We start from the raw sequence: 25887 nt of genomic DNA, 5'->3' as shown, positions 1-25887 counted from the left end.
AGACTAGTTACGCTAAAGTTTTTTTAATTGCTAGTTTCCATCCTGCTAAAAGTTCATTTCTTAATGTTTTTTTAATATTTGGTGAGAAAACACGATCTTTTTTCCACATATTTTTGATTTGATTTAAAGATTTATATACTCCTATTTGAAGTCCAGCTAATAAAGCTACACCCAAAGCAGTTGTTTCTAATATTTTTGGTCTAACAACTTTTAAATTAATAATGTCAGCTAAAAATTGTGTGAACCAATTATTTGCAACCATTCCACCATCTACCTTAACTACTCTTGGTTTCAAACCATCCTTGTTCATTGAATCAAATAAATCAAAACTTTGATAACCAACTGACTCTAATGTCGCTCTAACTATACTTTTCCAATCACTATTTCTTGTTAGCCCTGTAATTACTCCTCTTGCATCTGGTCTCCAATAAGGTGCTCCCATTCCGCTAAAAGCTGGTACAACAAAAACACCATCATTAATTTTAGATGACTTTGAAATTTTTTCAGTTTCAGGTGCTTTATTAATTAATTTTACTTTATCTCTTAGCCATTGTACTCCTGCGCCAGCTATAAAAATTGAACCTTCTAGAGCGTAAGTATTTTTATTATTTAATCGATAACAAATTGTAGTCAGTAATTTGTTTTTTGAATTAATTTTCTTTGGACCGGTATTCATAATAACAAATGCACCGGTACCATACGTACTTTTTATAGACCCTTTTTCGAAACAAGTTTGTCCAAATGCTGCAGCTTGTTGATCACCAAGTACTGCAGAAATTGAAATTTCAACTCCTGTAATTTTTTTATCTGTTTTTCCAAAATTATCTGCTGAGTTTTTAACTTCTGGTAAAATCTTTTGTGGAATATTTAGTTTTTTTAAAATTTCTTTATCCCATTTATTGTTATTAATATTATAAAGCATTGTTCTGCTTGCATTAGATGCTTCGGTTAAATGCTGCTTACCTTTTGTTAATTTCCAAATCAAAAATGTATCTACAGTCCCAAACAATAAATCATTCGAACTAAGAAGTTTTTTTGAAATTTTAACGTTATCTAAAATCCATTTAATTTTAGTTGCTGAAAAATATGGATCAATAAATAATCCAGTTTTATTTCTAAATGAGTTTTCATAATTTTTTTTCTTAAGTAATTTACAGTAGTCTTGAGTTCTTCTATCTTGCCATACAATCGCATTATAAATTGGCTCTCCTGTTTTTTTATTCCATAGAATTGTAGTTTCCCTTTGATTTGTAATTCCGATTGTAAGTATGTGACCTTTTAATTTTTTTGCTTTATTTATTACTTGTTTTAAAGCTCTAAGTGTTGTGGACCAGATCTCATTTGGATTATGTTCAACCCAGCCATTTTTTGGAAAATATTGTTTAAATTCATATTGTGAAACAAAAACAATATTACCTTTTGTATCAAATAAAATTACTCTTGAAGATGTCGTTCCTTGATCGATGGAAATAATAAATTTTTTCAATGGACTAAGCTATACCTAAGTGTTTTTTTCTTTTCTCAACCCAAGTTCTAATTAAATTATCAAAAATCAATCCTATGAAAGCAACACAGATACCTAGAGTTAAACCTATTCCAGCTCCATTTTTATCTGACAATGCTTTTAAAATATATTGTCCTAAATCTTCTGTTCCAATAAAAGCTCCAATTATTACCATAAATAAAGCAAATACGATTGTTTGATTTATCCCAAGCATCATATGTGGAAAAGCTAATGGAAATTCAATCTTAGTTAATCTCTGAAATTTATTAACACCAGACATCGTTGCTGCTTCATGCAAACCAGCAGGTACACTTCTTAACCCTTCGATAGTATATCTGGTTGCTGGAATTGTTGCGTAAACAATTACAGCAATTAAAACTGAAGTATCTGTAATTCCAAATAACATCATTACTGGAATTAAGTACACAAACGACGGGAACGTTTGAAAAATATCACAAACCCCTAACATAAACGCCGCAGACTTTTTATTCTGGAAACATAAAGTTCCAACTGTAAAACCTATTAAACAAGAAACAACTACTCCAAAAGTTGCCATGTACAATGTAACCAATGCTCTATCCCACCATGGGCTTAATGCTATAAATAAAGTTAAAGCAGCAACAACTAATGCTGATCTAATTCCTCCAATTAAATAACCAGCACCTACAGCTAATACTAAAGTGGCAACTGCTGGCATTCTTAAATACAAAGCTCTCATTGGCTGAAGCACATCTACAATTAACCAGGTATTGAATGCCTTGATATAAACAAAGAAAGTATCAAAAATCCAATCCACACCTTTGTTCCAAAAATCAGCTGTTGAAATTCCTTTATTGTGTGGAACTTCAAATAAATAATTAAATGTATCTTTGAAAACAAAAGTACCGATATAAGCAAGAACAATTCCAATAACTATTGAGCCACCAAAAAATATAATATTTTTATTTCTTTGGAAAAAAGTAAGATTACCAAAATAATCTTGTTGTTGGTTTGCCCAAGCCAACGACATCTTATCCAATAAAATTGCAATCAAACTAATACACAAACCTGCTTCAAGAGCTAGACCAATATTAAGCTGGTTAAGAGCTAACAACAAATTAAATCCTAACCCTTTGGCACCAATAAAAGCTGAGATTACTGCCATAGAAAAACAAACCATAATAACTTGGTTAACTCCAATTAAGATATCTCTTCTTGCGGTTGGTATTAATACTTTCAGCATCAGCTGCCAATTAGTACAACCACTCATTCTTCCTGCTTCTATCACTTCTGGAGGAACTGCTCTTAATCCTAAAATAGTTAATAAAATCATTGGAGGTACTGCCACTACCATCGTAATTATTACAGCTGCGTGATCACCAACACCAAATAAAACAAGTGCAGGAACTAATACTGCGTATTGAGGCATTGTTTGCATCACTAAAAGAATTGGGTACAAAGCATTTTCTACTCGTTTACTTTTATAAGCAGCAATACCTAAACTGATACCAAAAGCAAATGACAGTGGAACTGCAACTAATATAAAAGAAAGTGTTTGCATTGAAGGTTTCCACTGACCAAAAATTGAAATATAGACCATTGTTAAACCTGCAAATATAGCAAGTCCTTTACCGCTTAGTTTATATGCAAGTATTGTTGCTCCAGCTGCAACTATAGTCCAAGGTAATCCAGGTAGTTCCAACCAAGGATAAGCATCAATAAAATCCCAGCTCGTGAATGCAACTATAGTTTCTAACCCTCCAAGTAAAATTTCTCTAATCAATTCGATTAAAAACGTCATAAAAGACGTTAAATTTCTACTAATCTCTAATAAAAGTGGTCTAGTTTTAAACTCTTGAGTATCTTCATTCCAAAACTCCATTGGCATCCACTCGTTCATTAAGAAAAATAAAGAGTCATTTATCCAAATAGGCAACCAACCAAGTAAAGGTGGTAATCTCCAAAACACATCAAACGCATAATATCGTACCTCTTTACCTAGAAAAAAATAGACACTTTGGTTAGGGTCTTTTACAAATTCTGCTTGGCCTCTTATAAATTTATAAGTTTCAGGAACTTCTATTGCAAAACATAGAGCAAAAAATACAATTAGCAAAAATATCCATTGAAACAACTTTGGGTATTTTTTTAAATATTCCATGTTTTAGCTACTATTTTTTCTTCCTCCAAAAACTGTATCAATAATTGTTGAAGGTTTTATTGAACCAATAATATTGTTATTAGAGTCCACCACTCCTACAATTTTTTCTTGAGTAAGAATTTTTTCTGCAACATTTTCGATAATGTCATCTTTTGAAACTTTTACATCTCCTAGATTATCTTTATTTGAACTATCCATAACATCTTCAATGACTAAAACTTTTTCTCTTGGAACTTCTTCCGTAAATTTTCTTACATATTCTGTAGCTGGATTTAAGACAATATTAGCAGGTGTATCCAACTGTTCTATAATACCATCTTTCATAATCGCAATTCGATCTGCTAATTTTAAAGCTTCATCAAAATCATGGGTAATAAACATAATTGTTTTTTGTAATTTTTCTTGCAGTCTTAAAAACTCATCTTGCATTTCTTTTCTTATTAGTGGGTCTAATGCTGAAAATGGTTCATCTAAGAACCAAATATCAGGTTCCACTGCCAAAGACCGAGCAATCCCAACTCTTTGTTGTTGGCCTCCTGAAAGTTCTCTTGGAAAATAATTTTCTCTGCCATCAAGTCCAACTAGTTTAACCATTTCCATTGCCCTGCTAATACTATCTTCAGTCTTAATGCCCTTTATCTGAAGTGGGAAAGCAATATTTTCTACAACTGTTTTATGAGGCAACAAGGCAAAGCTTTGAAAAACCATTCCCATTTTGTTTCTTCTAAGCTCAATTAACTCCTTATTGTTTAATTCTAGTAGGTCTTGACCTTCTATAAAAATTTTTCCTCCAGTTGCATCTGTTAATCTTGAAATACATCTTAGTAGTGTCGATTTACCTGATCCGGATAAACCCATCACAACCAGCATTTCTCCTTTAGCAACTTCAAACGAAGCGTTATTCACTCCAACTATACAGCCTTTTTCTTGAAATGTTTTTGCATCTACATTACCGTTAGATTCTTCAAGCATTTTTTTGGCATTCTCGCCAAAAATTTTATAAACTGACTCACACTTAATAACGGTCTCAGACATAAATCTTCACAAAGTTATATGATATTCAATAAAATTTAAATGTTAAATATTGTAACCTTTCATACTTAAAAATTCTTAATATAGTAAACCCTTGTATCAATTCCCGTACTTAAGAAACTCAAAGCTTCTCCACTAACAGTTATACTTTCATCTACTCCTACATTGTTACCACTTACAGTAAAACCAGCATAACACTTGCCTTTTTCTTGATCCCATTTGACAAAAGTTTCATCAATTTTATTTCCGTTAATCGTATAAAGTTCATGAGCTCTAAAATTTAAAAAATTAGCACCCATTATTGCTCTTTGAGGTATTAATTTTGTAGCTTTACATACTTGTTCATAAACCTCATCGGTTAACCTATAATGGTCCGTTCCATCAAATGACACTAGTATTCCTGAAGGTAATTTAGATATTAATTCACTAAGTTTTTTTTCTTCAGCAATTCTTTGTTCTTCTAATTTCATTTTTTTGACAAGTTCATCTCCTTGACCAAATATTCCATTTAAAATTCCAAAAAAAGCTATCACTATTACTGTAACTACAATTAAACCAACAAATTGCTTTGTAGCGTTTGTGGTTTCTTCTGTTTTATTTAAATTATTTTCTTTTGACACTACTCTTGTAACTTTCCGTTTATCCAGGTACCTGATTTTTGTTTACCGTCTGCCCAAGTAAATGTTCCTTCACCGTTCATAAAACCGTTGGACCATTCACCGTCATATGTAGATCCATCTGGAAATGTTAAAACTCCCTGTCCACTCCATTCACTATTTTTAAATTCACCTTTGTATATGTATCCGTTAGGCCATGTCTCAACTCCTTGACCTTGTTTTTTAGTTGCAACCCATTCCCCTTCATAGGTTGTCTTATCAGTGTAAACCCATTTACCATAACCATTCTCACAATTTCCTTCTTTACATCCGGTGCTTCGTGCAAATACAGAAGAGGTAATTAAAAAACTAAAAAATATAAATAGAAGAAGTTTTTTCATAAGTGTATTTTACATAAATTCAGATAAAAAAAAATCCCCCCCAAACAAGTTGGGGGAGATTTAAATTTTTTACTTTTATCTATCCTTAGTTAGTAAAAGCTTTCCAAACTGACTCGTTATCAGCTAACCATTTTTTAGCTGCATCTTCATGAGTCATTTTGTCAACGTCAACTAAAGCTGCCATTGCTCCAATTTGACTTGTAGAGAATGACATTTTTTTGAACGCTGCTGCTGCTGCAGGATGAGTTTTTGGAAAATCTTCATGCACAGCTTTTTTTAAGTAACCATCTGGAGAACCACATTTTCCATCTCCTCCATCTTCTGGTCTACAACCAGCAGTATATGGTGGAAAGTCGATGAAAGTAAAACCAGCACCATCAGTAAAGTTAGGTGTCCAGTTAAAGATAATAGTTCCTCTACCTTCTTTTTCAGCTGCTGCTAACTCAGCCCAAAGTGCATCTGCACTTCCAGCAAATTTAACCCACCAAAGATCACCTAAACCTAATGCATCAACCCTTTGCGGAATTAAATCACCATGCCAAGTTTGAGGACCTTCCAACATTCTTCCTTTTCCATCTGGAGAGTCAGGTGTTGTAAAGTTTTTAGCACAGTCTGGATTTTTTAAAGCTGTCCAATCTGGTAGACCTGGGCATAGACCTTTGTCAGCAACCCAGTTAGGGTAACCCATATCTTCTAGAGTTCTAGCCTCATGATCACCCCAATCAAGTAAACCACCTTTATCTAAAGCAGTAGTAAATGACTTACCGAATGCAGACTCCCATACTTCATGAGAAATTGTTACGTCTCCAATTCTGATTGATTCATAAACTGCTTGTGAGTCAGCGTTTACATATTTTACATTGTTGCCCATACTTTCAAAAATTCCACCAATAACATATGCCATAACAATTTGTGATGACCAGTTATGAGTTGGTATTACGATGGGCTTTTTGCTATCTGCAGCGTTAGATATTCCTGTAAAACTTACAACAGAAATAACTAGAGCAGATAATAATGACATTATTTTTTTCATTTTTTCCCCTCTAAATTAATATTAATATTAACACTCTATGTTAAAACGAATAGCTAGGTAAAGAATTATTTGTTCTAAAAAATATATATATATTTAATCAATAAAAATGGTGATAAAAAATATATCAATATTAAAAAATTTTAAAAAATGCTTGGAACAAGTAAAGACATTAAAAATCCTGGACTAAATATTTTACCACCTGGAGTTGAACGACATGTTGTAAATGGCGGTGCTCTTACTGCTTTTCAAATTTTTCCAGATGATGAAATAGAGATAATTAACGATGAGGGAAATCAAATTTGTGAAATAATTTGCTTTAATAAAGATGGAAAGTCAGAATTAGGAATCTTAAATCTAAAAGAAAATAGTCAAAAAAATTTCATACGAGATATTTTAAACGGAAAAGATGAAACAATCTTAGCAACAAATTATCAATTAAAAAAAAGAAATTTAAATATTAAAGAATCTAAATCATCTATAATTTTTGATATTGATACAAAACCCGAAGAAAAGATTAAACTTAAATCAAAAGATAAATGTTATGCAATCTTTGCTGCACCTGGCGAGGATATGGATGTTACAAAACAAAATCCACCAACTGATTTAACTATATTTATTAAAAGAGCAAAAATTATAAATGATAAAGAGTTAAGTGTTATACCTGATCCAATTTTTGAACCACTTTATGAAAAAAATATAGATAAAGAAACTTCAACATCTTACCAAGTTAAAGAAGGAGATTACATTCAAGTCATAAGTCCAACTGGAAGACAATGTTCTGACTTTGTAGCGTTTGATACAAAAAAATTAGAACAAGGAATTGAAAAAGGATTAGATTGGCAAACTACTAGAACTTTTATGGGAAATACTTTTCCTGGTCCTGGATTACATTCAAAATTTTATGATACTGATCATGAGCCTTTGGTAGAAGTAATTAGAGATACAGTTGGTAAACATGATACTTTTAATCTTGCATGTACATCAAAATATTATGAGGATGCAGGTTACTTTGGTCACCCTAATTGCTCAGATAATTTAACTGAAAGCATGTCTAAATATGGAGTTCAAAAACAGAAAGGGTGGCATGCAATTAATTTATTTTTTAATACTTCAGCTGCCGGATTAAACTCGGTAATATCTGATGAGTCTTATTCTAGACCTGGTGATTATGTAATGTTTAGAGCATTAAAAGATTTAACAATTGGAACCACAGCTTGTCCTAGTGATATTGATGCTTGTAATTCGTGGAATCCTACTGAAATTTTTGTTAGAACTTACGACAAAAATAAAGAATTTAGAAAGTCATTTGCTTTTCGAATGAAAACAGATTCAGAAAAAAAACTAACTAGAAATTCAGGTTTCCACGAACGTACATCTCAACTAACTAGAAATTATGTTGATGCAAGAGGTTTTTGGCTTCCAAATGATTATACGAAACACGGAATAGTAAATGAATATAATGCCTGCAGAAACGACGCTGTTTTAATTGACTTATCTTCTCTTAGAAAATTTGAAATAATAGGTCCAGATGCTGAAGAATTATTAAACTACACACTTACTAGAAACATCAAAAAATTATCAGTTGGCCAAGTTGTGTATTCTGCAATGTGTTATGAAAATGGAATGATGTTTGATGATGGAACATTATTAAGATTAAGTGAAACAGGATTTAGATGGATATGTGGTGATGAATATGCTGGAGAATGGCTAAAAGAAATAGCGAAGAAAAAAAATTTTAATGCAAATGTTAAAAATTCAACAGACCAAATCAGTAATGTTTCTATACAAGGTCCAAAAAGTAGAGAAATTTTAAAAAAGATAATTTTTACACCACCTACCCAACCATCTATTGATGAGCTTGGTTGGTTTAGATTTACAATTTGTAGAATTGAAGAATTACAAGGTATTCCGCTAATCGTTTCTAGAACGGGTTATACAGGTGAGCTTGGTTATGAAGTATGGTGTCATCCAAATCATGCTCCTGAAGTTTGGGATAAATTAATGGAAGCAGGAAAAGATGATGGTTTAATTCCTGCTGGTTTTGCTGCTCTTGACAAACTTAGAATAGAAGCTGGATTAATTTTATTTGGAAATGAATTTGATGGTCAACAAGATCCCTTTGAAGCAGGCATTGGTTTTGCAGTTCCCTTAAAAACAAAAGAAGAGGACTTCATTGGTAAAGAAGAGTTAATTAAAAGAAAAAACAATCCTCAAAAAAAATTAGTTGGCTTAGAATTAATTGGAAAAGAAATTGCAGGTCATGGTGATTGTGTTCACATTGGTAGAGCTCAAGTGGGTGTTGTAACAAGTGGATGCCTATCATCAACTCTAAATAAAAATGTAGCTCTTTGTAGAATAGATGCTCAATATTCAGAAATTGGAACAGAAGTTGAAATTGGAAAAATAGATGGTCACCAAAAAAGAATTACTGCAAAAGTTGTTGGCTTCCCATTCTACGATCCAACTAAATCTAGAGTAAGATCTTAAAAAATGCCGAAAGAAAAAAAAACCCTATTAGATTTCTGGGAAGAACAAATGAAACAATCCCATACTTCTAGTAATTATTTTTTCAGAAAGTCACCTTCTCACTACCACATGATGTTATTAGTTATGTCAGCTTTTAAAGAAGGAACAAAACTATCTGTTGAAGAATTAAAAACAAAATTATTTAAAACATCTAGGCCAAAATCAGCTTTAATAATTACAGAGGCTTGTGAAAAAGGATTCTTTAAACTAGAAAAAACTTCAACTGACCAGCGAATTAAAAATATAGTCCCAAGTGAGTCATTTATTAAAGAATTTAACGAATACTTAGAAACATTAAAAAACATCAGTTATTAATTAATTTTTTGATTAATATAAAAAGTATCTAATTTTTATATATAATTTTTACTTCTATAAATAATTATATTAATTACCATTATCAAAAAATATTGTTTTGATATGACGACATTACCTTCAAAAGCAAAAGTAGTGATAATCGGTGGTGGTATACACGGTTTAAGTACTGCATGGAAACTTTCAGAAACTTACAAAAATCCTGGCGACATAGTTGTATTAGAAAAAAAAGATACGGCTGCTGGTGCAAGCGGAATTGCATGTGGAGTTGTTAGAAATAATTATTTTCAGCCAGCAATGAGAGAATTGATGGCTCATTCAGTTTCAGTTTGGGAAAGTGATCCTAAAGCATTTAAATATAATCCAGTTGGATACTTACAAATATCTCCAGAAGTAATGCATGAAGATGTTGCGAGTATTTATGAACAACAAAAAGCAATTGGATATGAGTCAGTTTTTATTGAAGGTGAAAAAGATTGCACAAATTACATGAAGGGAATTTTTGACGATTGGCAAGCGCAAGGCATCACTTCTGTACTTCATGAAAAAAAAGGTGGATACGCATTTAATAAAGATTCAATTAAAGCCCTAGAAAACAAATCTACATCTAATGGTGTTCAGGTTATGAAAGGTGTAAGAGTAACTGGTTTTAAAAAAGGAAGTAACAGTCAAGCAGTAACTGGTGTTGAAACTGATAAAGGTACTATTGAGTGCGAACAAGTAGTTATTGGTGCAGGACCATGGGCAAGAGATTTTTGGAATATGTTAGAGTTACCAAAAACTGCTCACATAAAAGGTAAAGATGGTAAGATGCATGAAACTGATATGTGGACTTACTGGATGCTTCAAGAAGGAGTTATCGGAGTTGAACCAGATTTCCTAAAAACAAATGATGGTAAACAACCACCTGTAGTTCACGTTGACTCAACAGCACCTTTATACTCTGACAAAACAAAAAAATTGTTAACAGACAAAATTTGGGGAATTTATTATAAACCTGATATTGAAGGTTTAGGTGTACAAGGTGGAACTTCTCCTTACATTGTTAAAAAACATTTTGATCAAGTAAATGTTGATCCTTATGGAATTGAATCTCCAGAATATCAAACAACAGATGCTTTTAGTGAAATGTGGTGTTCAGCACTTGCGCATTGCCAAAAAAGATTTGAAGGAAAATCAGATTTATACAGAAAAGGACCATCAGGTGGTTTAGGATGTATGACACCAGACTCTTTTCCTATCTTCGATAGATTTTTTGAAAACGTTTATATGATTGCTGATGCTAATCACGGATATAAAATGATTGGTGTTGGTGAACTTGTTGCAAAAGAAATTCTTGGTACTGAAAGTGATTTATTGAAGCCGTTTAGATTCAACCGTTACGAGAAGGGTGAACTTCATCCTACTTCTAACAGTCCGTTCCCTTGGAGTTAATCTCTAAGCCTAGACACAAATAAAATTTTCAGCTACGCTTGAATATTTAATAATTCATTGAGGGGTGAAAATGACGGATCTAGAAAAACATGTTAACCAGCCAGGTAGAGCTAAACTAGTAAAAAAAGTTCGAGAAAAAATTAACGAACTTGGAATAACTTATATTTATTATCAATTTATTTCTGTAACAGGAAGAGTCGTAGGTAAAGGTATACCTGCAGATCACTGGGAAAGAACTGCAGAAAAAGGATTTCAATTAGTTTACGGAGCAACAGCAAACTTATTCTTAGATCGTCACAATAACTATATTGGTTATGGTCCAGAAGCTATGGAGCTTGTTGGAATTCCTGATCCAGATACTTTTGTGCAATTACCTTGGGACAAAAGAGTTGGAAGAGTTTTTGTAACATGTTTTAGAAACAGAGAAGAAAGAGAAAATCCAGGTGGTCACTTAACTTCAGACTGCAGAGGAAATCTAAGAATTTTCATGGATGAATTTAAGAAAAAACATGGTCTAGAATTAAGAGTTGGTACTGAGCCTGAAATGATGTGGTTAACAAAAAATGAAGATGGCACCCCTACAGGTAAAGGTTTTTCAAAACCATTCTGTTATCACATTGATCAATTTGAGTCGTTAAGACCAGTATTTATGAAGGTAATTGAATATGCAAAAGCGATGGGACTTGATATGATTCAAGGAGACCACGAAGATGCACCAGGTCAATTAGAATTAAACTGGACTTATGATAACGTCTTAAGAAACGCAGATAGATTATCAACATACAGACAAATTTGTGCTCAAGTTGCAAGAGAACATAACTTGATAGCTTGCTTTATGACTAAACCTTTCATGGGAGTTTCTGCAAGTGGATGTCATACAAATATGTCTCTATGGAAAGGTGGAAAAGTTAAAGTAAACAAACTTGGAAACAAAAAACTTCCAGGTGTTGAAGAAGTATTTAGTTACGTCGAAGGTGGAACAAATACTTTTATGCCTGATACTAAAGATATGCAATTACCAGGTAAAATTGGTTTGCAATCAATTGCGGGTATCATGGAACACTTGCCAGCACTAACAGCATTAGGATCTTCTACTGTTAACTCTTATAGAAGACTATGGGACCAAGGTTTCTGGGCACCAGTTTATGCTGACTGGGGATACCAAAATAGAACTTGTGGATTAAGAGTTTCTGCACCAGGTAGATTTGAATACCGATCAGTAGACTCTATGCATAATCCATACTTATTAGGTGCAGCATTACTAAAAGCATGTGATCATGGAATTAGTAAAAAATTAAAACCAGCTGCTCCTGAGTCTAGAAATATTTACGAAGCTCAAAAGGCTGGTAAAGATGTTAAAAAACTTCCATTAAGTCTTGGTGAAGCTTTGAATAGACTTGCAGAGGATGAAGTAATTAAATCTGCAATGCCAGATGAAATGTATAAAGTTTTCCATTGGTATAAAAACGATGAGTGGGAAAGATTCTTGGGTGCTACAACTCAATGGGATCTGGATACTTATCTTGATTGCTTACCGTAGGTCATAAAATAATAGAAAGGGTATAAAAATATGTGTGGGATAGCAGGATTAATTCATAGAGGAAAATCCTCAAATGTTGGAAGCGAATTACAAGGTATGCTTCAAGCGTTAAAACATAGAGGTGAAGACTCAACTGGATATGCTTTGTATGGAGATACAGATGGCAAAAATTTCATTATGCGTTTTAAAGTTGGTGAGAACGTTGGAGAAGGAAGCTCATCAGTTATGGAAGATGTTTCTGTATATGATGAAAGAAAAAAAGTTGTAGACCAAACTCTAGCTGAGATGGGAGCAAAAGTTGTTAAAGAAGAAAGAACACTTCCATACTCTCTAAGATATGAGATTGATTACAACACAAAAGATCTGTTAGATTTTTCTCAAAGAATAGAAAGTATTCCAGGTGTAGAAATTTTATCTATGGGTAAATCATTAGAAGTTATTAAAGATTTAGGTAATGCAAAAATGGTTTGTGATAGATATAGTCTAGATAAAGTTGTGGGAACTCATGCAATAGGTCATGCTAGAATGGCAACTGAGTCTGGTGTTGATATCAAATCCGCCCACCCTTTCTGGGGTTATCCTTTTAGTGACGTTTCTGTAGTTCACAATGGTCAATTAACAAACTATTGGAACAACAGAAGAGTGTTGGAAAATAAAGGAATGAGATTTATGTCTGAGTGCGACTCGGAATTAATCGCAGTTTATCTTGCAGAAAAAATGAGAGATGGTGCAACTTTAGAAGAAGGTATGAAAGAGAGCTTAACTGGTTTAGACGGTGTGTTTACTTATTTTGTGGCTACAAAAGACTCTCTAGGAATGGCTAAAGACACTATGGCTGCAAAACCTTTAGTTTTATATGAGTCAGATGATTTAGTTGCAATGGGATCAGAGGAGATAGCTATTAGATCTGTGTTACCACAAGAAATAGACACATATGATCCATTTGATGGGGAGGTTAAAGTATGGCAAATCTAAAAACAGTATCAAAAAAATCTAAAGCCCAATCAATGGGTATGCATACCGAAGTTCTAACAGGAAGAACTCAACAAAAATTCTTTAACCCAGATGAGGCAGAGAATTTTTATTACTTTGGTACTTATGACGTAGACTTTAACAAAAGAACTGATCTTGATGTTAAAGATATGTCTGCTGCAGAGGCTAATAAAGAAATTGATAATTTAATGAGCCAAGGTTACGGAACAATTGTAATCAAAAACCCTCAAGGAAAACATAGTTTGGGTGTCGGTATCCTTAATAAATTAAATTTAATTTTTGAGGGAAGTTTGGGTTATTTTGGAATTGGTTCGTGTGATGGACCAATTGTTAGAATCAATGGAAGAGTTGGTTGGTCTTGCGCAGAAAACCTGATGGCTGGTAAAGTTGTGATTGAGAAAAACGCTGGATCTTGTTTTGGTGCAGCAATCAGAGGTGGAGATTTAATCTGCAAAGGTAGCGTTGGCGCTAGAACTGGTATTGATATGAAAGGTGGAACTATCATTATTGGTGGTGACGCTGGTGCTTTCACTGGTTTTATGATGCAAAGAGGAAGAATAATAATTCTTGGAGATGTTGGAATTAACCTAGGAGACTCTATGTACGATGGGACAATTTTCGTAGGTGGAGAAATTGGTTCTTATGGTAGTGATGCAGTAGACGCAGAACTAACATCAAGTGATCAAGATTGGCTAAAAAGAAAGTTAAAGGTAGCTGAAATTGGTGAAAATTTTGATGTAAGCAAAATGAAAAAAATTGTAGCCGGTAAAAAACTTTGGAATTACGATAATTTAGAACCTACAGAGAAGAAGGGAGCAATTTAATGCCTAAGAAAAAAAGTAAAAAGAATGGTAAAGGCGTTGGTGGAAAAGCTGACGTTCATGTTCATGAAGAAGGTAAAAGAAATAAAAGTCTACTAGGACATAATGCTATTTTTACTCCTGAAGTAATAGACGACATTCACATCAAATCTCAGTTAGGAAGATACAGAATGCGTGGAATGGCATTAATGAAAAAAATTCCAACATTTGATGATTTGGTATTTTTGCCTGGAACACTTACAAGATTTGTAATCGAAGGTTACAGAGAAAAATGTGAAACAAAAACTGTTATTGGACCAAGATGTGAAAATCCAATTGAATTAGATATTCCAGTTTATATTACAGGAATGAGTTTCGGTGCGCTTTCTTATGAAGCAAAAACTGCTTTAGCAAGAGGAGCTACTATGGCTGGAAGCGCTACTTGTTCTGGTGAGGGTGGAATGATACCAGATGAAAGAAGATATTCAGAGAAATGGTATTACCAATGTATTCAATCAAGATATGGTTTTAATCCTCATCACGCTCAATTAGCTGATGGAATTGAAGTATTTATTGGACAAGGACAAAAAGTTGGTATGGGTGGACACTTAATGGGTCAAAAAGTAACTGACCAAGTTGCTGAAATGAGATCACTACCATCAGGTATTGACCAAAGATCACCAGCTAGACACCCTGACTGGTTAGGTCCAGATGATTTAGCTCTAAAAGTTGAAGAGTTAAGACAATTAACGAAAAATAAAGTTCCAATTCAGTTAAAACTTGGTGCATCTAAAGTTTATGATGATGTGCGTATGGCTGCAAAATGTGATCCAGACTCTATTTATTTAGATGGTATGGAAGGATCTACTGGAGCAGGACCACACATTGCTGCTGCAAATACTGGAATTCCAGGAATTGCTGCTATTAGAGAAGCAAGAAGAGCAATTGACGATGTGGGTAAAACTGGAAAAGTAACATTAATCTACGCTGGTGGTGTAAGAGATGGTGCTGATATGGCTAAAGCTTTAGCTCTTGGAGCTGATGCAATTGCTATTGGTACTGGATCAATGATTGCACTTAACTGCAACAAAGATATTCCAGAAGCTGATTTCGAAAAAGAAATGGGTGTAAAAGCTGGAGAATGTTATCACTGCCATACTGGAAGATGTCCAGTTGGTGTTGCTACTCAGGATCCAAAATTAAGAGCAAGATTAAATCCTGATGATGCAGCGTTGAGAGTATATAACTATCTACACTCAATGACTTTGGAAGCTCAATTATTAGCCAGAGCTTGTGGTAAGACGAATATTCATTCGTTAGAACCAGAAGATTTAGCGGCTTTAACTTCTGAAGCTTCTGCATTAGCGAAAGTTCCACTTGCAGGTACAAACTACACTGTTGGTGTTGATAACTATCACAAAATATAAGAGGTAACGATGGCTAAAAAGAAAACTAAAAAAACTAAATCGAAAGCTAAAGTATCAAAAGTTAAGTTTGGAGTAAAAAAACAAACTGCTAGAGAAAAAATGATAGGCCAGTCGATTGGTTATAGATATGACGTTAACCTGTTGCCTGATTATAAAAAAATAACTCCATTCTTAAAAAAATATATTGAGGCAATGGGATGGGATGATTTAAATTGGTTGGAGGATGTACACATGGGTTACGAAGAAGGAAGACCTGCTGTGTTTTGTAGAAATGCAAATGGATGGGTAACAATTCCAAAATCAATTAAACTTCCTAACAATCAACAAGACAGAGACATGATTGCAAGAGAACTTTTAGTTAAGTTTCAAATGTCTCCAAAACATCCTCTAGTTGATTTGAAAAAAGCATATCTAAAATTTTAAATAACAATCAATAGTTGATTTCAATTCTAAAAACCTAGTGAACACACTAGGTTTTTAGCTTCTCTTTATATTTGTAACTAACCTAATAATTTTATAGGGTTTAGGATAACAAATATGGAGAGAGAAAATGACTGATCAGTTGGCTGCTCTCACTACTATATTTACAGAGTTCTACTACTGGGTAACAGTGGTGCTGATGTTTTTAATTCACGTTGGATTCTGTATGTATGAAGTTGGAGCTTCTCGATACAAACACCATCAACATACTCTTATGAAAAACACAATGCTGATACCTTTGGTAACAGTAACTTGGTTTTTATTTGGTTGGTGGATTTACTGGGCTTTTCCAACAGGACCTGGATTAGCACCTTCAATAATGAATGAGAGTACTGCTCTAATCACAGACGAGTCTGCGTTTAGTGCTACTTGGTATACAGCTACAAGTGAACTTATGGCTATCAATCTAGGAGATCACATCTCTGGTGTCTTCTGGGCTGCATTCCTTCTGTTTTCTTGGACAGCTGCTTCTATCGTTTCAGGAGCTATCATTGAAAGAATTACAACTTTTGCATTTGGTATTCTAGCAATTGCAATTGGATCTGTATTTTGGACAATTGATGCTGCTTGGGGATGGCACTTTGATGGATGGATGTTGAAACTTTTAGGATATCATGATGCATACGCATCAGGTGTAATCCACGCAATTGCGGGTGGATTTGCTTTAGGTGTTCTTATGGTTTTAGGTCCAAGAATTGGAAAATTCTCATCAAGTGGTGAACCTAGAAACATAGGGCCTAGAAATCCTTGGTTAGTAACAGTTGGATTATTTTTAATTTATACTGGTTTCTGGGGATTTTATGCTGCATGTAACATTCCAATTTTTGACTTAGGTCCAGAATATGGAATGGAAGGTATATCTTATTGGACAGCTACAAACATATACGTAACTCCTACTACACTTAGTGGTATTACCTTTAACTTCTTGATGTCACTATCAGGAGGATTATTGGCTGGTTATTGGATTGCTAAAGGTGATCCTTTCTGGACTTACTCTAGTGGACTAGCAGGTGTTATCTGTGCTTCAGCTGGAAATGACTTATATCATCCAATTCAATCAATGATCATTGGTATGATCGGTGTTGTGATTGCATACAAACTACATTACTGGGTTGAACGTAAGTTCAAAATCGATGATGCAGTTGGTGCAGTAGCAGTTCACGGTTATGCGGGAGTTGTTGGTCTAATAATTTGTGGTTTTGTTTTATGGGGTTACCCTTCATCTGGTTACAGTGTGGGTGCTATGTGGGATGGAACTACTTATGCAACAATCAATCCTGTAGGACAGTTCATTGGAGCAATAATTATGTTTGTTGTTCTTGGACTGATACCAGGCTATGTCATAGCTAAAGTGCTTCACGGTATGGGTAAATTAAGAATCCCTCGAGAGGTAGAAATAGCTGGACTAGATTATGAAATGATGGAGGCTGCTAAAGAAGATGAAAAAGCAGTTTCATCTGCAACCAGGTAAAGGAGAAATATATGGCTACAGTAACAAACTGGATAGATCACCTTAACAAACCAGCTGAGGAAGTAGTTGGTGCTGTTTACCCTGGTGCTGGATCTAGTGAAGGAATACTAGTAATCATTGCTGTAATCTTATGGATTGGTTGGCATGTCTTAACTGCAAAATCTGAAAGTGAAGAACTTTCAAGATTAGCAAAGAAGAGACATGGTGCTAATGACCATAAAAGCAATATTACCGATTGGTAATTAAACTTTAAATTTGGGCGCTATTTTAATTAATAGCGCCCTTTTTAATTTAAACTTTTATGACAGATGAAAATGAAGAATTAAGACCCTCAAAAATGAGGGGAGTTGCATTTCCTAAAGCTAAATACGGTGTAATTTTAGCAATAATAATTATTATAGTTGTAAATCTAATTTATTATAAAGAAACTATCTTATCTTTTTTTAAATAATTATGTTAAGCTAGGTAATGGCTAAAGACTTATTTAAAATTGCAAAACAAAAAAAAATTAAATATTTTTTAATTAGCTTTGTTGATCTTTTTGGAGTTTTGAGATCAAAACTTGTTCCAGCTCATGCGATAAAAGAAATGCAAAATGCAGGTGCAGGTTTTGCTGGTTTTGCAGCATGGCTGGATATGACACCAGCGGACTCTGATATGTTTGGGATTCCTGATCCTGATAGCTTAATTCAATTACCTTGGAATAAAGAAGTTGGATGGTTAGCATCTGATTTATGGATGAACGGTAAACCAGTAGAAGCATCGCCAAGAGTAATGTTAAAAAATCAAATTAAAAAACTTAAAAAACAAAATTTAACAATGAAGTCGGGTGTTGAATGTGAATATTTTCTTATATCACCTGATGGAGATTCAATTGCAGATCCAAAAGATACACAATCAAAACCTTGTTACGATCAATCTGCGCTGATGAGAAGATATGATTTAATAAAAGAAATTTGCGATTGTATGATTAAAATGGGATGGGGCCCATATCAAAATGATCATGAGGATGCAAACGGACAGTTTGAAATGAATTGGGATTACTCTGACTGCTTAGAAACTGCAGACAGACACACATTTTTTAAATACATGGTGAAAACAATTGCTGAAAAACATGGATTAAGAGCAACCTTCATGCCTAAGCCATTTAATAATTTAACAGGTAACGGATGTCATGCTCACGTATCAGTTTGGCAAGGTAAAAAAAATATGTTCTTAGATAAGTCTGATAAACTTGGATTAAGTAAAATTGCATATAATTTCTTAGGTGGAGTAATTAAAAATGCGTCATCGTTATCAGCATTTTTTAACCCAACAATTAATAGCTATAGAAGAATAAATGCACCACCTACAAAATCTGGAGCATCATGGTCACCAAGTAGTATTTCTTATACAGGCAACAATCGAACTCACATGATTAGAATTCCTGATCCAGGAAGGTTTGAATTAAGATTAATGGATGGATCTGCTAATCCATATTTACTACAAGCTAGTATTTTAGCTGCTGGCTTAGACGGTTTGAAAAATAAAATTGATCCAGGTAATCCTTTGCACTGTAATATGTACGAAGATTTTGCAAAATATCCTGACTTACCAAAATTACCAGATGAGCTAGATCAATCACTGTCTCAATTAAAAGATAATAAAAGTATGAATGAAGCTTTTGGATCAGATGTTATTTCAAGTTATATAAAATTAAGAGATACAGAAATTAAAGAATTTAAATCAAAAGAAAGTTTTGATAAAGCCAAAGCAGTCACTAAATGGGAAAAAGATAACACATTAGATTGTTAGTTTATGAATATTTTATCTAACGGTCATCAATGGAAATTGACTGAATTTACTGATAATAAAAAATATTCATTTGATAGAGATCAAATCTTAAGCTCTTTAACTTCGACAGATATAGATGATGCTTACAACTCTATTTCAAAATGGGAAGGATACTCCCCTACACCCCTGGTTAAATTAAACAAATTATCTAAAGAATTAAATTTAAAAAATATTTTTTATAAAGACGAAAATAAAAGATTTAATTTAAAATCCTTCAAAGCTCTAGGAGGAGCTTATGCTGTCGAAAAAGTTACCAAAGGAAATAAAGAAATAGTCGTAGCGACTGCTACAGCTGGAAACCATGGAAGGTCTGTTGCTTGGGGTGCAAAAAGATTAGGTTTAAAATGTAAAATTTTTATAAGTGAATTTGTAAGTGATGCAAGAGGCAAAGCTATGGAAGCACTTGGTGCAGAAGTTATAAAAGTAAAAGGTAACTACGAAAATTCTTTGATTGAATGTATAAAACAATCAACAGAAAATAATTGGCAAATTGTTCAGGATGTTGCTTGGAAAGATTATATGCTGGTACCTAAATATACAATGGCTGGTTATTCAGTCATGATGAAGGAAATAGCTGAACAAATTAATAATGAAAAAATTTCTCATATTATTTTACAAGCTGGAGTTGGTGGCATGGCTGGTGCAATGGTAGCTGGGATAGCGAGGTACCTAAATAATATTCCTACGATAATTGTCGTAGAACCAGATAGTGCAGCTTGCGTAATGGAAAGTATTAAAACTGGAAAAATAGAAAAAATTGATATTAAACGTGAAAGTTTAATGGGTGGGATGTCTTGTGGAGAAGTATCACTTGTGCCATGGGAAATCTTAAAAAACTCAGTTAAACACTGTATAAGTTTACCCGATGATGATATCGCAAAAACTATGAAATTACTTGGAAACGCAAGCTTTAGTGAAGAGAGTATAATTGCAGGTGAAAATGCTGCGCCAGGTGTAATTAGTTTAATTGCAAGCTGCGAAGATGAAACGATTAAGACAAAAATTGAGCTTAATGAAAATTCTAATGTATTAATTTTTGGTTGTGAGGGCGATACCGATCAAGAAATGTATCAAAAATTAGTAAATCAAAAATAATTATAATGAAAAGCACAGGTATATTTTGGATTAGAGAAGATTTTAGAATTGATAACAATCCAGCTCTTTCCTTTGCAACTAATAATCATGAGAATGTGATTGCGTTATATATTTATAACAATAATGAATTTGATAACAAAAGAGAAGCTCAGAAATGGTGGTTATTTAAATCATTAGAGTCAATAAAAACAGAACTTTCAAAATTTAAAATCAATCTAGAAATTTTAAAAGGTGATGAGTTAGATATTTTTTCAAAGCTTAAAAAAAAAGATGATTTATGTATCTATTGGAATAAAATTTATGAACCAGATGTTATATCTAAAGGAAAAAAAATAAGAGATCTATTTATAAAAAACGAAATAGAATACAAATATTTTAAAGGAAATATTTTAAATGAATTTCAAGAAGTGACTAAAAATGACGGTACACCATTTAAAGTATTTACACCTTTCTGGAGAACTGCTGAACAAATTTATTTAAATCAAACTCCAAGTAAAAATTATACTGTAAAAAAGAAAACTAAAGCCATCAATTTTTTTAAGAATTCTTTAGATCTCAAAAATATTTTACCAAATAAAAAATGGTATGAAAAATTTGATAAATATTGGAAAGTTTCAGAAAATGATTCTCAAAAGATTCTAAAAGATTTATTAGAAAATAAAATTAAAGATTATGGAACTAATAGAGATATCCCTTCTATTAATGGTACTTCTAGGTTATCTCCATATTTAAAATTTGGTCAAATTCATGTAAATACAATTTGGAAAAAGTGTAGTGAGCTAAAATCAAAAGGAATAGGATATAGAAAATATATAAACGAACTTGGTTGGAGAGAATTTTCTCATAGTCTAATTAATTACTTTCCTGAATTCTTAAAAGGAAACTTTCGAAAAGAATTTGACAAATTCCCATGGGCTAAAAATGAAAAGTTTTTAAAAGCATGGAAAAAAGGTATGACAGGTTATCCGATAGTTGATGCTGGTATGAGAGAATTATACGAAACTGGATGGATGCATAATAGAATAAGAATGGTCGTTGGATCCTTTTTAGTAAAACATTTGAGAATTAATTGGGTAGAGGGAGAGAAGCATTTTAGAAACTGCTTACTTGATTTTAATAAAGCTAATAATGTAGCACAATGGCAATGGGTGGCAGGTTGTGGAGCTGATGCTGCACCATACTTTAGAATTTTTAATCCTATTCTTCAGGGTGAAAAATTTGATAAGGAAGGAATTTATGTAAAAAAATGGGTTCCTGAATTAAATAAAGTTCCTGCAAAATTTATCCACAAACCTTGGGAAATGGAAATCAAATATCAAGAGGCGATTAAAACAATTATAGGTAAAGACTATCCACAACCAATAGTTATTCATGAAAAAGCAAGAGCTGCTGCATTGGATGCATTTCAATCTCTGAAGAAAAAATAACTTATTCTCCCAAAAAATGATGAATTATAGATCTTTTTTGAGACTCTAACCTATGTTCAAACAGATAGAGACCTTGCCAAGTTCCCAGTAGTAATTCTTTATTTTTAATACTAAGTGAAATTTGATTATTCGTTAATGCAGATTTTATATGAGCTGGCATATCATCTTTACCCTCAGTTGTATGAACATAAAGCGAATTATCCATTGGTGCTAACTTATCAAAATATTTAATCAAATCAGTTTGTACATCTGGGTCGGCATTCTCCTGTACAATTAAAGACGCACTTGTATGCTGAATACTTAAATTTAAAATTCCATTCTTAAAATTATTTTCATTTATCCAATTAAGAGTTTGATCTGTAAATTCATATAACTTTTGACCTTTTGTGTTTATTTGAAGATTAAAAAATTCTTGTTTCATGAATTCATCACTTTAGATGTTAATTCGTATAATCTGCTGATTGTTCTTTCAAATGGTTTTTCTAATAGTTTTGATGATGTAAATTTATCCAAACTTTGATTAGATGTTACTGCAATTGGAACACTATTATCATAAATTATATCTAATAAAGTTATAAATCTTTGCTGTTGGTTAGAATTAAAATTATCAAACTGTGGTATTTGATCGATTACTATAAAAACACAATTTTTAATAATTTCTAAATAATCTTCTGCACCTAAATTTTGATCGCATAATGTTTTAAAATCAAATCTAACCACTCCTTCATAAAAATTTTCTATTTTAAAATTTCTTCCTTTTACATTAATTATTTTCTCAGTTTTAACTTTATCTTTAGTAATAGTTCTAAAAAATTTATTTATTTTAAAATTAGTTTCTTCATCAAGTGGAAAAAAGTATCTATCTTGAGAATTATTAGATTTTCTATAGTCATCTTCAATTACAAGTTCGTATTGAAAAGATTGATACTCCATTATTTTTATAAATGGTTTGAATTGATCTCTTTGAAGACCATCTTTGTAAAGCTCAGAGATTTTAGTATTGGAAGTTACAATTATTTTTATATCTTCTTTGAAGATTTGATCAAATAATTTTCCTAAAATCATAGCATCAACAATGTTAGTTACTTGAAACTCATCAAAGTAAATTATCATTGCTTTTGATTTTAAGTCTTTAACAAATTCATTAATAATATTTTCTTGATTGCTACCTTTTCTTTCATGAACAAAATCATGGAAACTCAACATAAACTCATTAAAATGTAATCTTAATTTCTTATGATCTAATTGATCAAAAAAGAAATCTAAAATCATTGTTTTGCCTACACCAACATCACCATATAAATAAAATCCTTTTTTAGAAGATTGGCTTTGAAAAATTTTTGATATTAATGATTGGAAATTACCCTCGTAGTATTCTTGTAATTTTTTTACTAAATCTATCTGACTAGGATTAATTTCTAAATTTTGTTTTTTACAGTGAGATATAAATTTTTTTTCAAAAGATAAGGCCATTAACTTCTTTTAGTTTTAAAATCGATACCATATTCTGATCGTGGTCCTTTTCGTAAACCAAATGGTCCTGGAATGAATATTGTCATTGGTTTTGTGCCTGGTTCTAAATCAACTCTATGAAAAGCATTTGCCGATCTAAAACCAATGTATCCAGGCTTTCGCCAAAATCTTCCATTTTTTGTTGTTTCCCAGTACCCTCCTCTTAAAATTATTGTAATGTATGGGCATAAATGGTTATGCACCCCATCACCATGATCATCATCTAACATTTCATGAATTAATATATTAAATGGAAACCATTTGGGTCTATTTCTGAATATCAAATAATATCTATTCATCCACGGTTTTGCTTGATCAAATTTTGGGTGTGATGGTCCTCTATCTAGAACTACTTTTTTTCTTCCGATCTTTTCTAAAAATTTCAAGATCATATTTAATTGTATTGTACGATAGAGCCGTTTCTAACTACATACAAATTATTATTAAATATAAATGGTTCTGAAACAATCTCTCCAGAAACTTTTTCTACATTTAAAACTTTTCCTTCACTTATATCAGCAATTATTATTTTTCCATCAGAATTTGTTAAATACAAATTAGTGTTACCTATAACGAAACCAATTGGTTCAATTTCTTTTCTTTTTTTAATTTTATAGTTATTAAAAAGATCTGTAATTCTAAGAATATTGCCTTTGTTTTTTTCAACAACATGCAAATATCCATCATTAGAAACTGTAAAAATCAAATTGCCAGTAATTATTGGAGTAATATTTGAATTTAAATCATTTATCCAATTAACTACTCCTGTTTTAAAATCTACTGAATAAAATTCGTTTTTATTATTTGAAAAAAAGATAGATTTTCCATCTGATACTAGTTTTGATATTTTAAAGTTATAAGTTTCATTAATAATGCTACTGCTTTGAGTTGGTAGTTGCCAAGTGATTAATCCAGTCTCAATATCAACTGCTGTGATATCTCCAATTGAGTTACTAAACACCACCATTTCATCAATTAAAATTAATGAATATTTTGCATTTGATATTGTAAAAGAATCTTCTGTTTGTAAATTCCAACATTCAGATCCGTCTTCAATTTTATAGCATCTCAAAGTATTTTTATAATCAACAACAAAAATTTTGTTTTTATAACTTTTGATATCTGAATTAAATGGATAGGTATTATTTTTTATCCAATTCAATTCACCTGTTTCAAGATTAATCGAATAATATTTAGCAATACTGTCTGTAATGAATATACTATTTTCTTTAATTGCAAAATTTAACTTTGGTCTTAATTTTTTTTCTGACTTGGTGTAATGATTTTTTTTCCATAACACTTTTTTATTATTATCATATCTAATAATTGTACCCTTTTTATCAAAGAAAATTAATCCATCTGATAGGAAAATTGGTTTGTAATTAAGATTATTTATTTCATCTAACTTTGAAAATTTAAAATTACCTATTTTTTCTAATTGGCCATCATAGCTTTGAGCACCGTAGTTATTGGTATTATCTATTATTTTGTTGGTTGTTCTTAATTTAGATAAATCGAGTTTAACTTCTTGATTAAATTCAGAGGCTTTTACCTCTTCCTCTGCAAATATTTTTTTTACATTTTCTTTTTCTGATAAATCTTTTTCCTTATCTTTCCAAATTCTTGAATTTTCATTGAAAGAACAATTATTTAGAAGAAAAAATGTAATAAATAATGCTAATAGTCTAATCACTCAAATCTCTGTTTAATCTTTTCTCTGATTCTATTCTTATATCTGGATTTGGATTTTCTAAAGTCGTTATTTGTTGAAAAAATTCTTTTGCTTTTTGTTTTTGATCTTGTGCATAAAAATATTCGGCCATTAAGTATAATGCGTGCGATTTCCATACACTTTCTGAATTAATTAATGGATTTAGCATATTTAGTAAATCAGCTTCATTTGCCTGATCTGCGTTAAATAGTGCCTTTTTATAGATAACTAAATTTTTAATTTCTTTATCTAGTGATGTTTCATCGATTATGACATCAAATAATTTATTAATCTCGCTTTGATCAGAAAGGAGATTGTTATCAATTATAAAATAAAGAGAGAGCGGAGAATAAGTTGGATCTTTTTGATTAATTATATCCAATAATTTATTTAAAGTTGTGTCTTTAGAACTTTCAGAATGATCAATAGTAATTGAATTAAAATTGTCAGATATCTGTCTTTTTTTATCAGTCGTGTATTTATCGTAACTGTAAACACCTATTACTATTAAAACTAAAACAATAACTGAGGAAATTAGAAGTTTTTTGTTATTAACAAAAAAGTTCTTAATTTTTTCGTTTCTAGTATTTGCATTTATTATTGATAAATCTTCATCCATA

At 32.0% G+C, this 25887-nt stretch carries 25 protein-coding genes; 14 read left to right on the top strand and 11 right to left on the bottom strand.

The features are described from left to right. Window positions 1-7: 7 nt before the first annotated feature. The 6 genes from glpK to ACTTAX_RS07265 all read right to left on the bottom strand — a co-directional run bounded on the left by glpK (window position 8) and on the right by ACTTAX_RS07265 (window position 6706). Entirely contained in the window at window positions 8-1486 is a 1479-nt protein-coding gene (gene glpK / locus ACTTAX_RS07290) for a glycerol kinase GlpK (RefSeq protein ID WP_440693977.1), read from the bottom strand. A gap of 4 nt (window positions 1487-1490) precedes the next feature. Next, complete coding sequence (locus ACTTAX_RS07285) at window positions 1491-3644, bottom strand: ABC transporter permease (protein WP_440693976.1); 2154 nt, start codon at window positions 3642-3644, stop codon at window positions 1491-1493. 3 nt (window positions 3645-3647) lie between these two features. After that, window positions 3648-4679: a quaternary amine ABC transporter ATP-binding protein gene (locus ACTTAX_RS07280; protein WP_440693975.1), complete on the bottom strand. Its 1032-nt coding sequence runs from the start codon at window positions 4677-4679 to the stop codon at window positions 3648-3650. Window positions 4680-4744: 65 nt separating this feature from the next. Next, window positions 4745-5296, bottom strand: coding sequence for a hypothetical protein (locus ACTTAX_RS07275; protein WP_440656945.1), 552 nt, complete (start codon window positions 5294-5296; stop codon window positions 4745-4747). Beyond that, complete coding sequence (locus tag ACTTAX_RS07270) at window positions 5296-5673, bottom strand: hypothetical protein (protein ID WP_440693974.1); 378 nt, start codon at window positions 5671-5673, stop codon at window positions 5296-5298. The genes ACTTAX_RS07275 and ACTTAX_RS07270 overlap by 1 nt, the downstream gene beginning before the upstream one ends. Window positions 5674-5758: 85 nt before the next feature. After that, window positions 5759-6706: an ABC transporter substrate-binding protein gene (locus ACTTAX_RS07265; protein ID WP_440693973.1), complete on the bottom strand. Its 948-nt coding sequence runs from the start codon at window positions 6704-6706 to the stop codon at window positions 5759-5761. Between the two features lie 147 nt (window positions 6707-6853). On the opposite strand from ACTTAX_RS07265, the gene gcvT reads away from it, so the two are divergent. From gcvT to ACTTAX_RS07195, 14 genes are all read left to right on the top strand, one after another. After that, on the top strand, window positions 6854-9193 hold the full coding sequence (gcvT, locus tag ACTTAX_RS07260; RefSeq protein ID WP_440693972.1) for a glycine cleavage system aminomethyltransferase GcvT: 2340 nt from the start codon (window positions 6854-6856) through the stop codon (window positions 9191-9193). A 3-nt stretch (window positions 9194-9196) separates the two neighbouring features. Beyond that, window positions 9197-9547: a hypothetical protein gene (locus ACTTAX_RS07255; RefSeq protein ID WP_440693971.1), complete on the top strand. Its 351-nt coding sequence runs from the start codon at window positions 9197-9199 to the stop codon at window positions 9545-9547. Between the two features lie 102 nt (window positions 9548-9649). Next, window positions 9650-10978 (top strand): NAD(P)/FAD-dependent oxidoreductase, encoded by a 1329-nt coding sequence (locus ACTTAX_RS07250; RefSeq protein ID WP_440693970.1) that lies wholly within the window; start codon window positions 9650-9652, stop codon window positions 10976-10978. 70 nt (window positions 10979-11048) lie between these two features. Next, window positions 11049-12518, top strand: coding sequence for a glutamine synthetase family protein (locus ACTTAX_RS07245; RefSeq protein ID WP_440693969.1), 1470 nt, complete (start codon window positions 11049-11051; stop codon window positions 12516-12518). 30 nt (window positions 12519-12548) lie between these two features. Further along, the gene (locus tag ACTTAX_RS07240) at window positions 12549-13493 is read left to right on the top strand and encodes a glutamine amidotransferase (RefSeq protein WP_075506194.1); all 945 of its coding nucleotides are present in this window, start codon (window positions 12549-12551) and stop codon (window positions 13491-13493) included. Next, window positions 13481-14335 carry a GXGXG motif-containing protein gene (locus ACTTAX_RS07235; RefSeq protein WP_440693968.1) on the top strand — a complete coding sequence of 285 codons (855 nt, stop codon included), beginning with the start codon at window positions 13481-13483 and terminating at the stop codon, window positions 14333-14335. Before ACTTAX_RS07240 ends, ACTTAX_RS07235 begins: the two co-directional genes overlap by 13 nt. After that, window positions 14335-15738: an FMN-binding glutamate synthase family protein gene (locus ACTTAX_RS07230; RefSeq protein ID WP_262590391.1), complete on the top strand. Its 1404-nt coding sequence runs from the start codon at window positions 14335-14337 to the stop codon at window positions 15736-15738. Before ACTTAX_RS07235 ends, ACTTAX_RS07230 begins: the two co-directional genes overlap by 1 nt. 9 nt (window positions 15739-15747) lie before the next feature. Next, a complete protein-coding gene (locus tag ACTTAX_RS07225; protein WP_075506197.1) occupies window positions 15748-16161 on the top strand; it encodes a hypothetical protein in 414 nt (137 codons plus the stop codon). Between the two features lie 127 nt (window positions 16162-16288). After that, window positions 16289-17689: an ammonium transporter gene (locus ACTTAX_RS07220; RefSeq protein ID WP_440634357.1), complete on the top strand. Its 1401-nt coding sequence runs from the start codon at window positions 16289-16291 to the stop codon at window positions 17687-17689. Window positions 17690-17700: 11 nt separating this feature from the next. Next, window positions 17701-17931 (top strand): hypothetical protein, encoded by a 231-nt coding sequence (locus ACTTAX_RS07215; RefSeq protein ID WP_440693967.1) that lies wholly within the window; start codon window positions 17701-17703, stop codon window positions 17929-17931. Between the two features lie 59 nt (window positions 17932-17990). Next, window positions 17991-18140, top strand: a complete 150-nt coding sequence (locus ACTTAX_RS07210; RefSeq protein ID WP_262590388.1) for a hypothetical protein — start codon at window positions 17991-17993, stop codon at window positions 18138-18140. Between the two features lie 17 nt (window positions 18141-18157). Next, on the top strand, window positions 18158-19483 hold the full coding sequence (gene glnT / locus ACTTAX_RS07205) for a type III glutamate--ammonia ligase (protein ID WP_440693966.1): 1326 nt from the start codon (window positions 18158-18160) through the stop codon (window positions 19481-19483). Between the two features lie 3 nt (window positions 19484-19486). After that, window positions 19487-20617, top strand: a complete 1131-nt coding sequence (locus tag ACTTAX_RS07200) for a diaminopropionate ammonia-lyase (protein WP_440693965.1) — start codon at window positions 19487-19489, stop codon at window positions 20615-20617. A 5-nt stretch (window positions 20618-20622) separates the two neighbouring features. Next, on the top strand, window positions 20623-22044 hold the full coding sequence (locus ACTTAX_RS07195) for a cryptochrome/photolyase family protein (protein WP_440693964.1): 1422 nt from the start codon (window positions 20623-20625) through the stop codon (window positions 22042-22044). A 1-nt stretch (window position 22045) separates the two neighbouring features. Here the strand turns inward: ACTTAX_RS07195 and ACTTAX_RS07190 are convergent, their stop codons facing one another. From ACTTAX_RS07190 to ACTTAX_RS07170, 5 genes are read right to left on the bottom strand one after another with little or no spacing between them, the layout of a single operon-like run. Then, a complete protein-coding gene (locus ACTTAX_RS07190) occupies window positions 22046-22465 on the bottom strand; it encodes a secondary thiamine-phosphate synthase enzyme YjbQ (protein WP_440693963.1) in 420 nt (139 codons plus the stop codon). Continuing rightward, entirely contained in the window at window positions 22462-23517 is a 1056-nt protein-coding gene (gene zapE / locus ACTTAX_RS07185; protein WP_440693962.1) for a cell division protein ZapE, read from the bottom strand. Before zapE ends, ACTTAX_RS07190 begins: the two co-directional genes overlap by 4 nt. Next, complete coding sequence (locus ACTTAX_RS07180; protein WP_440693961.1) at window positions 23517-23948, bottom strand: hypothetical protein; 432 nt, start codon at window positions 23946-23948, stop codon at window positions 23517-23519. The genes zapE and ACTTAX_RS07180 overlap by 1 nt, the downstream gene beginning before the upstream one ends. Before the next feature lie 2 nt (window positions 23949-23950). After that, a complete protein-coding gene (locus ACTTAX_RS07175; RefSeq protein ID WP_440693960.1) occupies window positions 23951-25249 on the bottom strand; it encodes an outer membrane protein assembly factor BamB family protein in 1299 nt (432 codons plus the stop codon). Then, window positions 25242-25886: a tetratricopeptide repeat protein gene (locus ACTTAX_RS07170; protein ID WP_440693959.1), complete on the bottom strand. Its 645-nt coding sequence runs from the start codon at window positions 25884-25886 to the stop codon at window positions 25242-25244. The genes ACTTAX_RS07175 and ACTTAX_RS07170 overlap by 8 nt, the downstream gene beginning before the upstream one ends. Window position 25887 lies beyond the last annotated feature (1 nt).

This window comes from Candidatus Pelagibacter sp. HIMB1695, assembly GCF_052047655.1.
Lineage (GTDB): Bacteria > Pseudomonadota > Alphaproteobacteria > Pelagibacterales > Pelagibacteraceae > Pelagibacter.
This window is presented reverse-complemented; position numbering and strand designations above follow the sequence as displayed.

Bases quoted from the DNA above. Each gene is read 5' to 3' on its own strand.
- ACTTAX_RS07285 (WP_440693976.1), bottom strand. From the start codon at position 3,644: ATGGAATATTTAAAAAAATACCCAAAGTTGTTTCAATGGATATTTTTG.
- ACTTAX_RS07280 (WP_440693975.1), bottom strand. From the start codon at position 4,679: ATGTCTGAGACCGTTATTAAGTGTGAGTCAGTTTATAAAATTTTTGGC.
- ACTTAX_RS07270 (WP_440693974.1), bottom strand. From the start codon at position 5,673: ATGAAAAAACTTCTTCTATTTATATTTTTTAGTTTTTTAATTACCTCT.
- ACTTAX_RS07265 (WP_440693973.1), bottom strand. From the start codon at position 6,706: ATGAAAAAAATAATGTCATTATTATCTGCTCTAGTTATTTCTGTTGTA.
- gcvT (WP_440693972.1), top strand. From the start codon at position 6,854: ATGCTTGGAACAAGTAAAGACATTAAAAATCCTGGACTAAATATTTTA.
- ACTTAX_RS07255 (WP_440693971.1), top strand. From the start codon at position 9,197: ATGCCGAAAGAAAAAAAAACCCTATTAGATTTCTGGGAAGAACAAATG.
- ACTTAX_RS07250 (WP_440693970.1), top strand. From the start codon at position 9,650: ATGACGACATTACCTTCAAAAGCAAAAGTAGTGATAATCGGTGGTGGT.
- ACTTAX_RS07245 (WP_440693969.1), top strand. From the start codon at position 11,049: ATGACGGATCTAGAAAAACATGTTAACCAGCCAGGTAGAGCTAAACTA.
- ACTTAX_RS07240 (WP_075506194.1), top strand. From the start codon at position 12,549: ATGTGTGGGATAGCAGGATTAATTCATAGAGGAAAATCCTCAAATGTT.
- ACTTAX_RS07235 (WP_440693968.1), top strand. From the start codon at position 13,481: ATGGCAAATCTAAAAACAGTATCAAAAAAATCTAAAGCCCAATCAATG.
- ACTTAX_RS07230 (WP_262590391.1), top strand. From the start codon at position 14,335: ATGCCTAAGAAAAAAAGTAAAAAGAATGGTAAAGGCGTTGGTGGAAAA.
- ACTTAX_RS07225 (WP_075506197.1), top strand. From the start codon at position 15,748: ATGGCTAAAAAGAAAACTAAAAAAACTAAATCGAAAGCTAAAGTATCA.
- ACTTAX_RS07220 (WP_440634357.1), top strand. From the start codon at position 16,289: ATGACTGATCAGTTGGCTGCTCTCACTACTATATTTACAGAGTTCTAC.
- ACTTAX_RS07215 (WP_440693967.1), top strand. From the start codon at position 17,701: ATGGCTACAGTAACAAACTGGATAGATCACCTTAACAAACCAGCTGAG.
- ACTTAX_RS07210 (WP_262590388.1), top strand. From the start codon at position 17,991: ATGACAGATGAAAATGAAGAATTAAGACCCTCAAAAATGAGGGGAGTT.
- glnT (WP_440693966.1), top strand. From the start codon at position 18,158: ATGGCTAAAGACTTATTTAAAATTGCAAAACAAAAAAAAATTAAATAT.
- ACTTAX_RS07200 (WP_440693965.1), top strand. From the start codon at position 19,487: ATGAATATTTTATCTAACGGTCATCAATGGAAATTGACTGAATTTACT.
- ACTTAX_RS07195 (WP_440693964.1), top strand. From the start codon at position 20,623: ATGAAAAGCACAGGTATATTTTGGATTAGAGAAGATTTTAGAATTGAT.
- ACTTAX_RS07190 (WP_440693963.1), bottom strand. From the start codon at position 22,465: ATGAAACAAGAATTTTTTAATCTTCAAATAAACACAAAAGGTCAAAAG.
- zapE (WP_440693962.1), bottom strand. From the start codon at position 23,517: ATGGCCTTATCTTTTGAAAAAAAATTTATATCTCACTGTAAAAAACAA.
- ACTTAX_RS07180 (WP_440693961.1), bottom strand. From the start codon at position 23,948: ATGATCTTGAAATTTTTAGAAAAGATCGGAAGAAAAAAAGTAGTTCTA.
- ACTTAX_RS07170 (WP_440693959.1), bottom strand. From the start codon at position 25,886: ATGGATGAAGATTTATCAATAATAAATGCAAATACTAGAAACGAAAAA.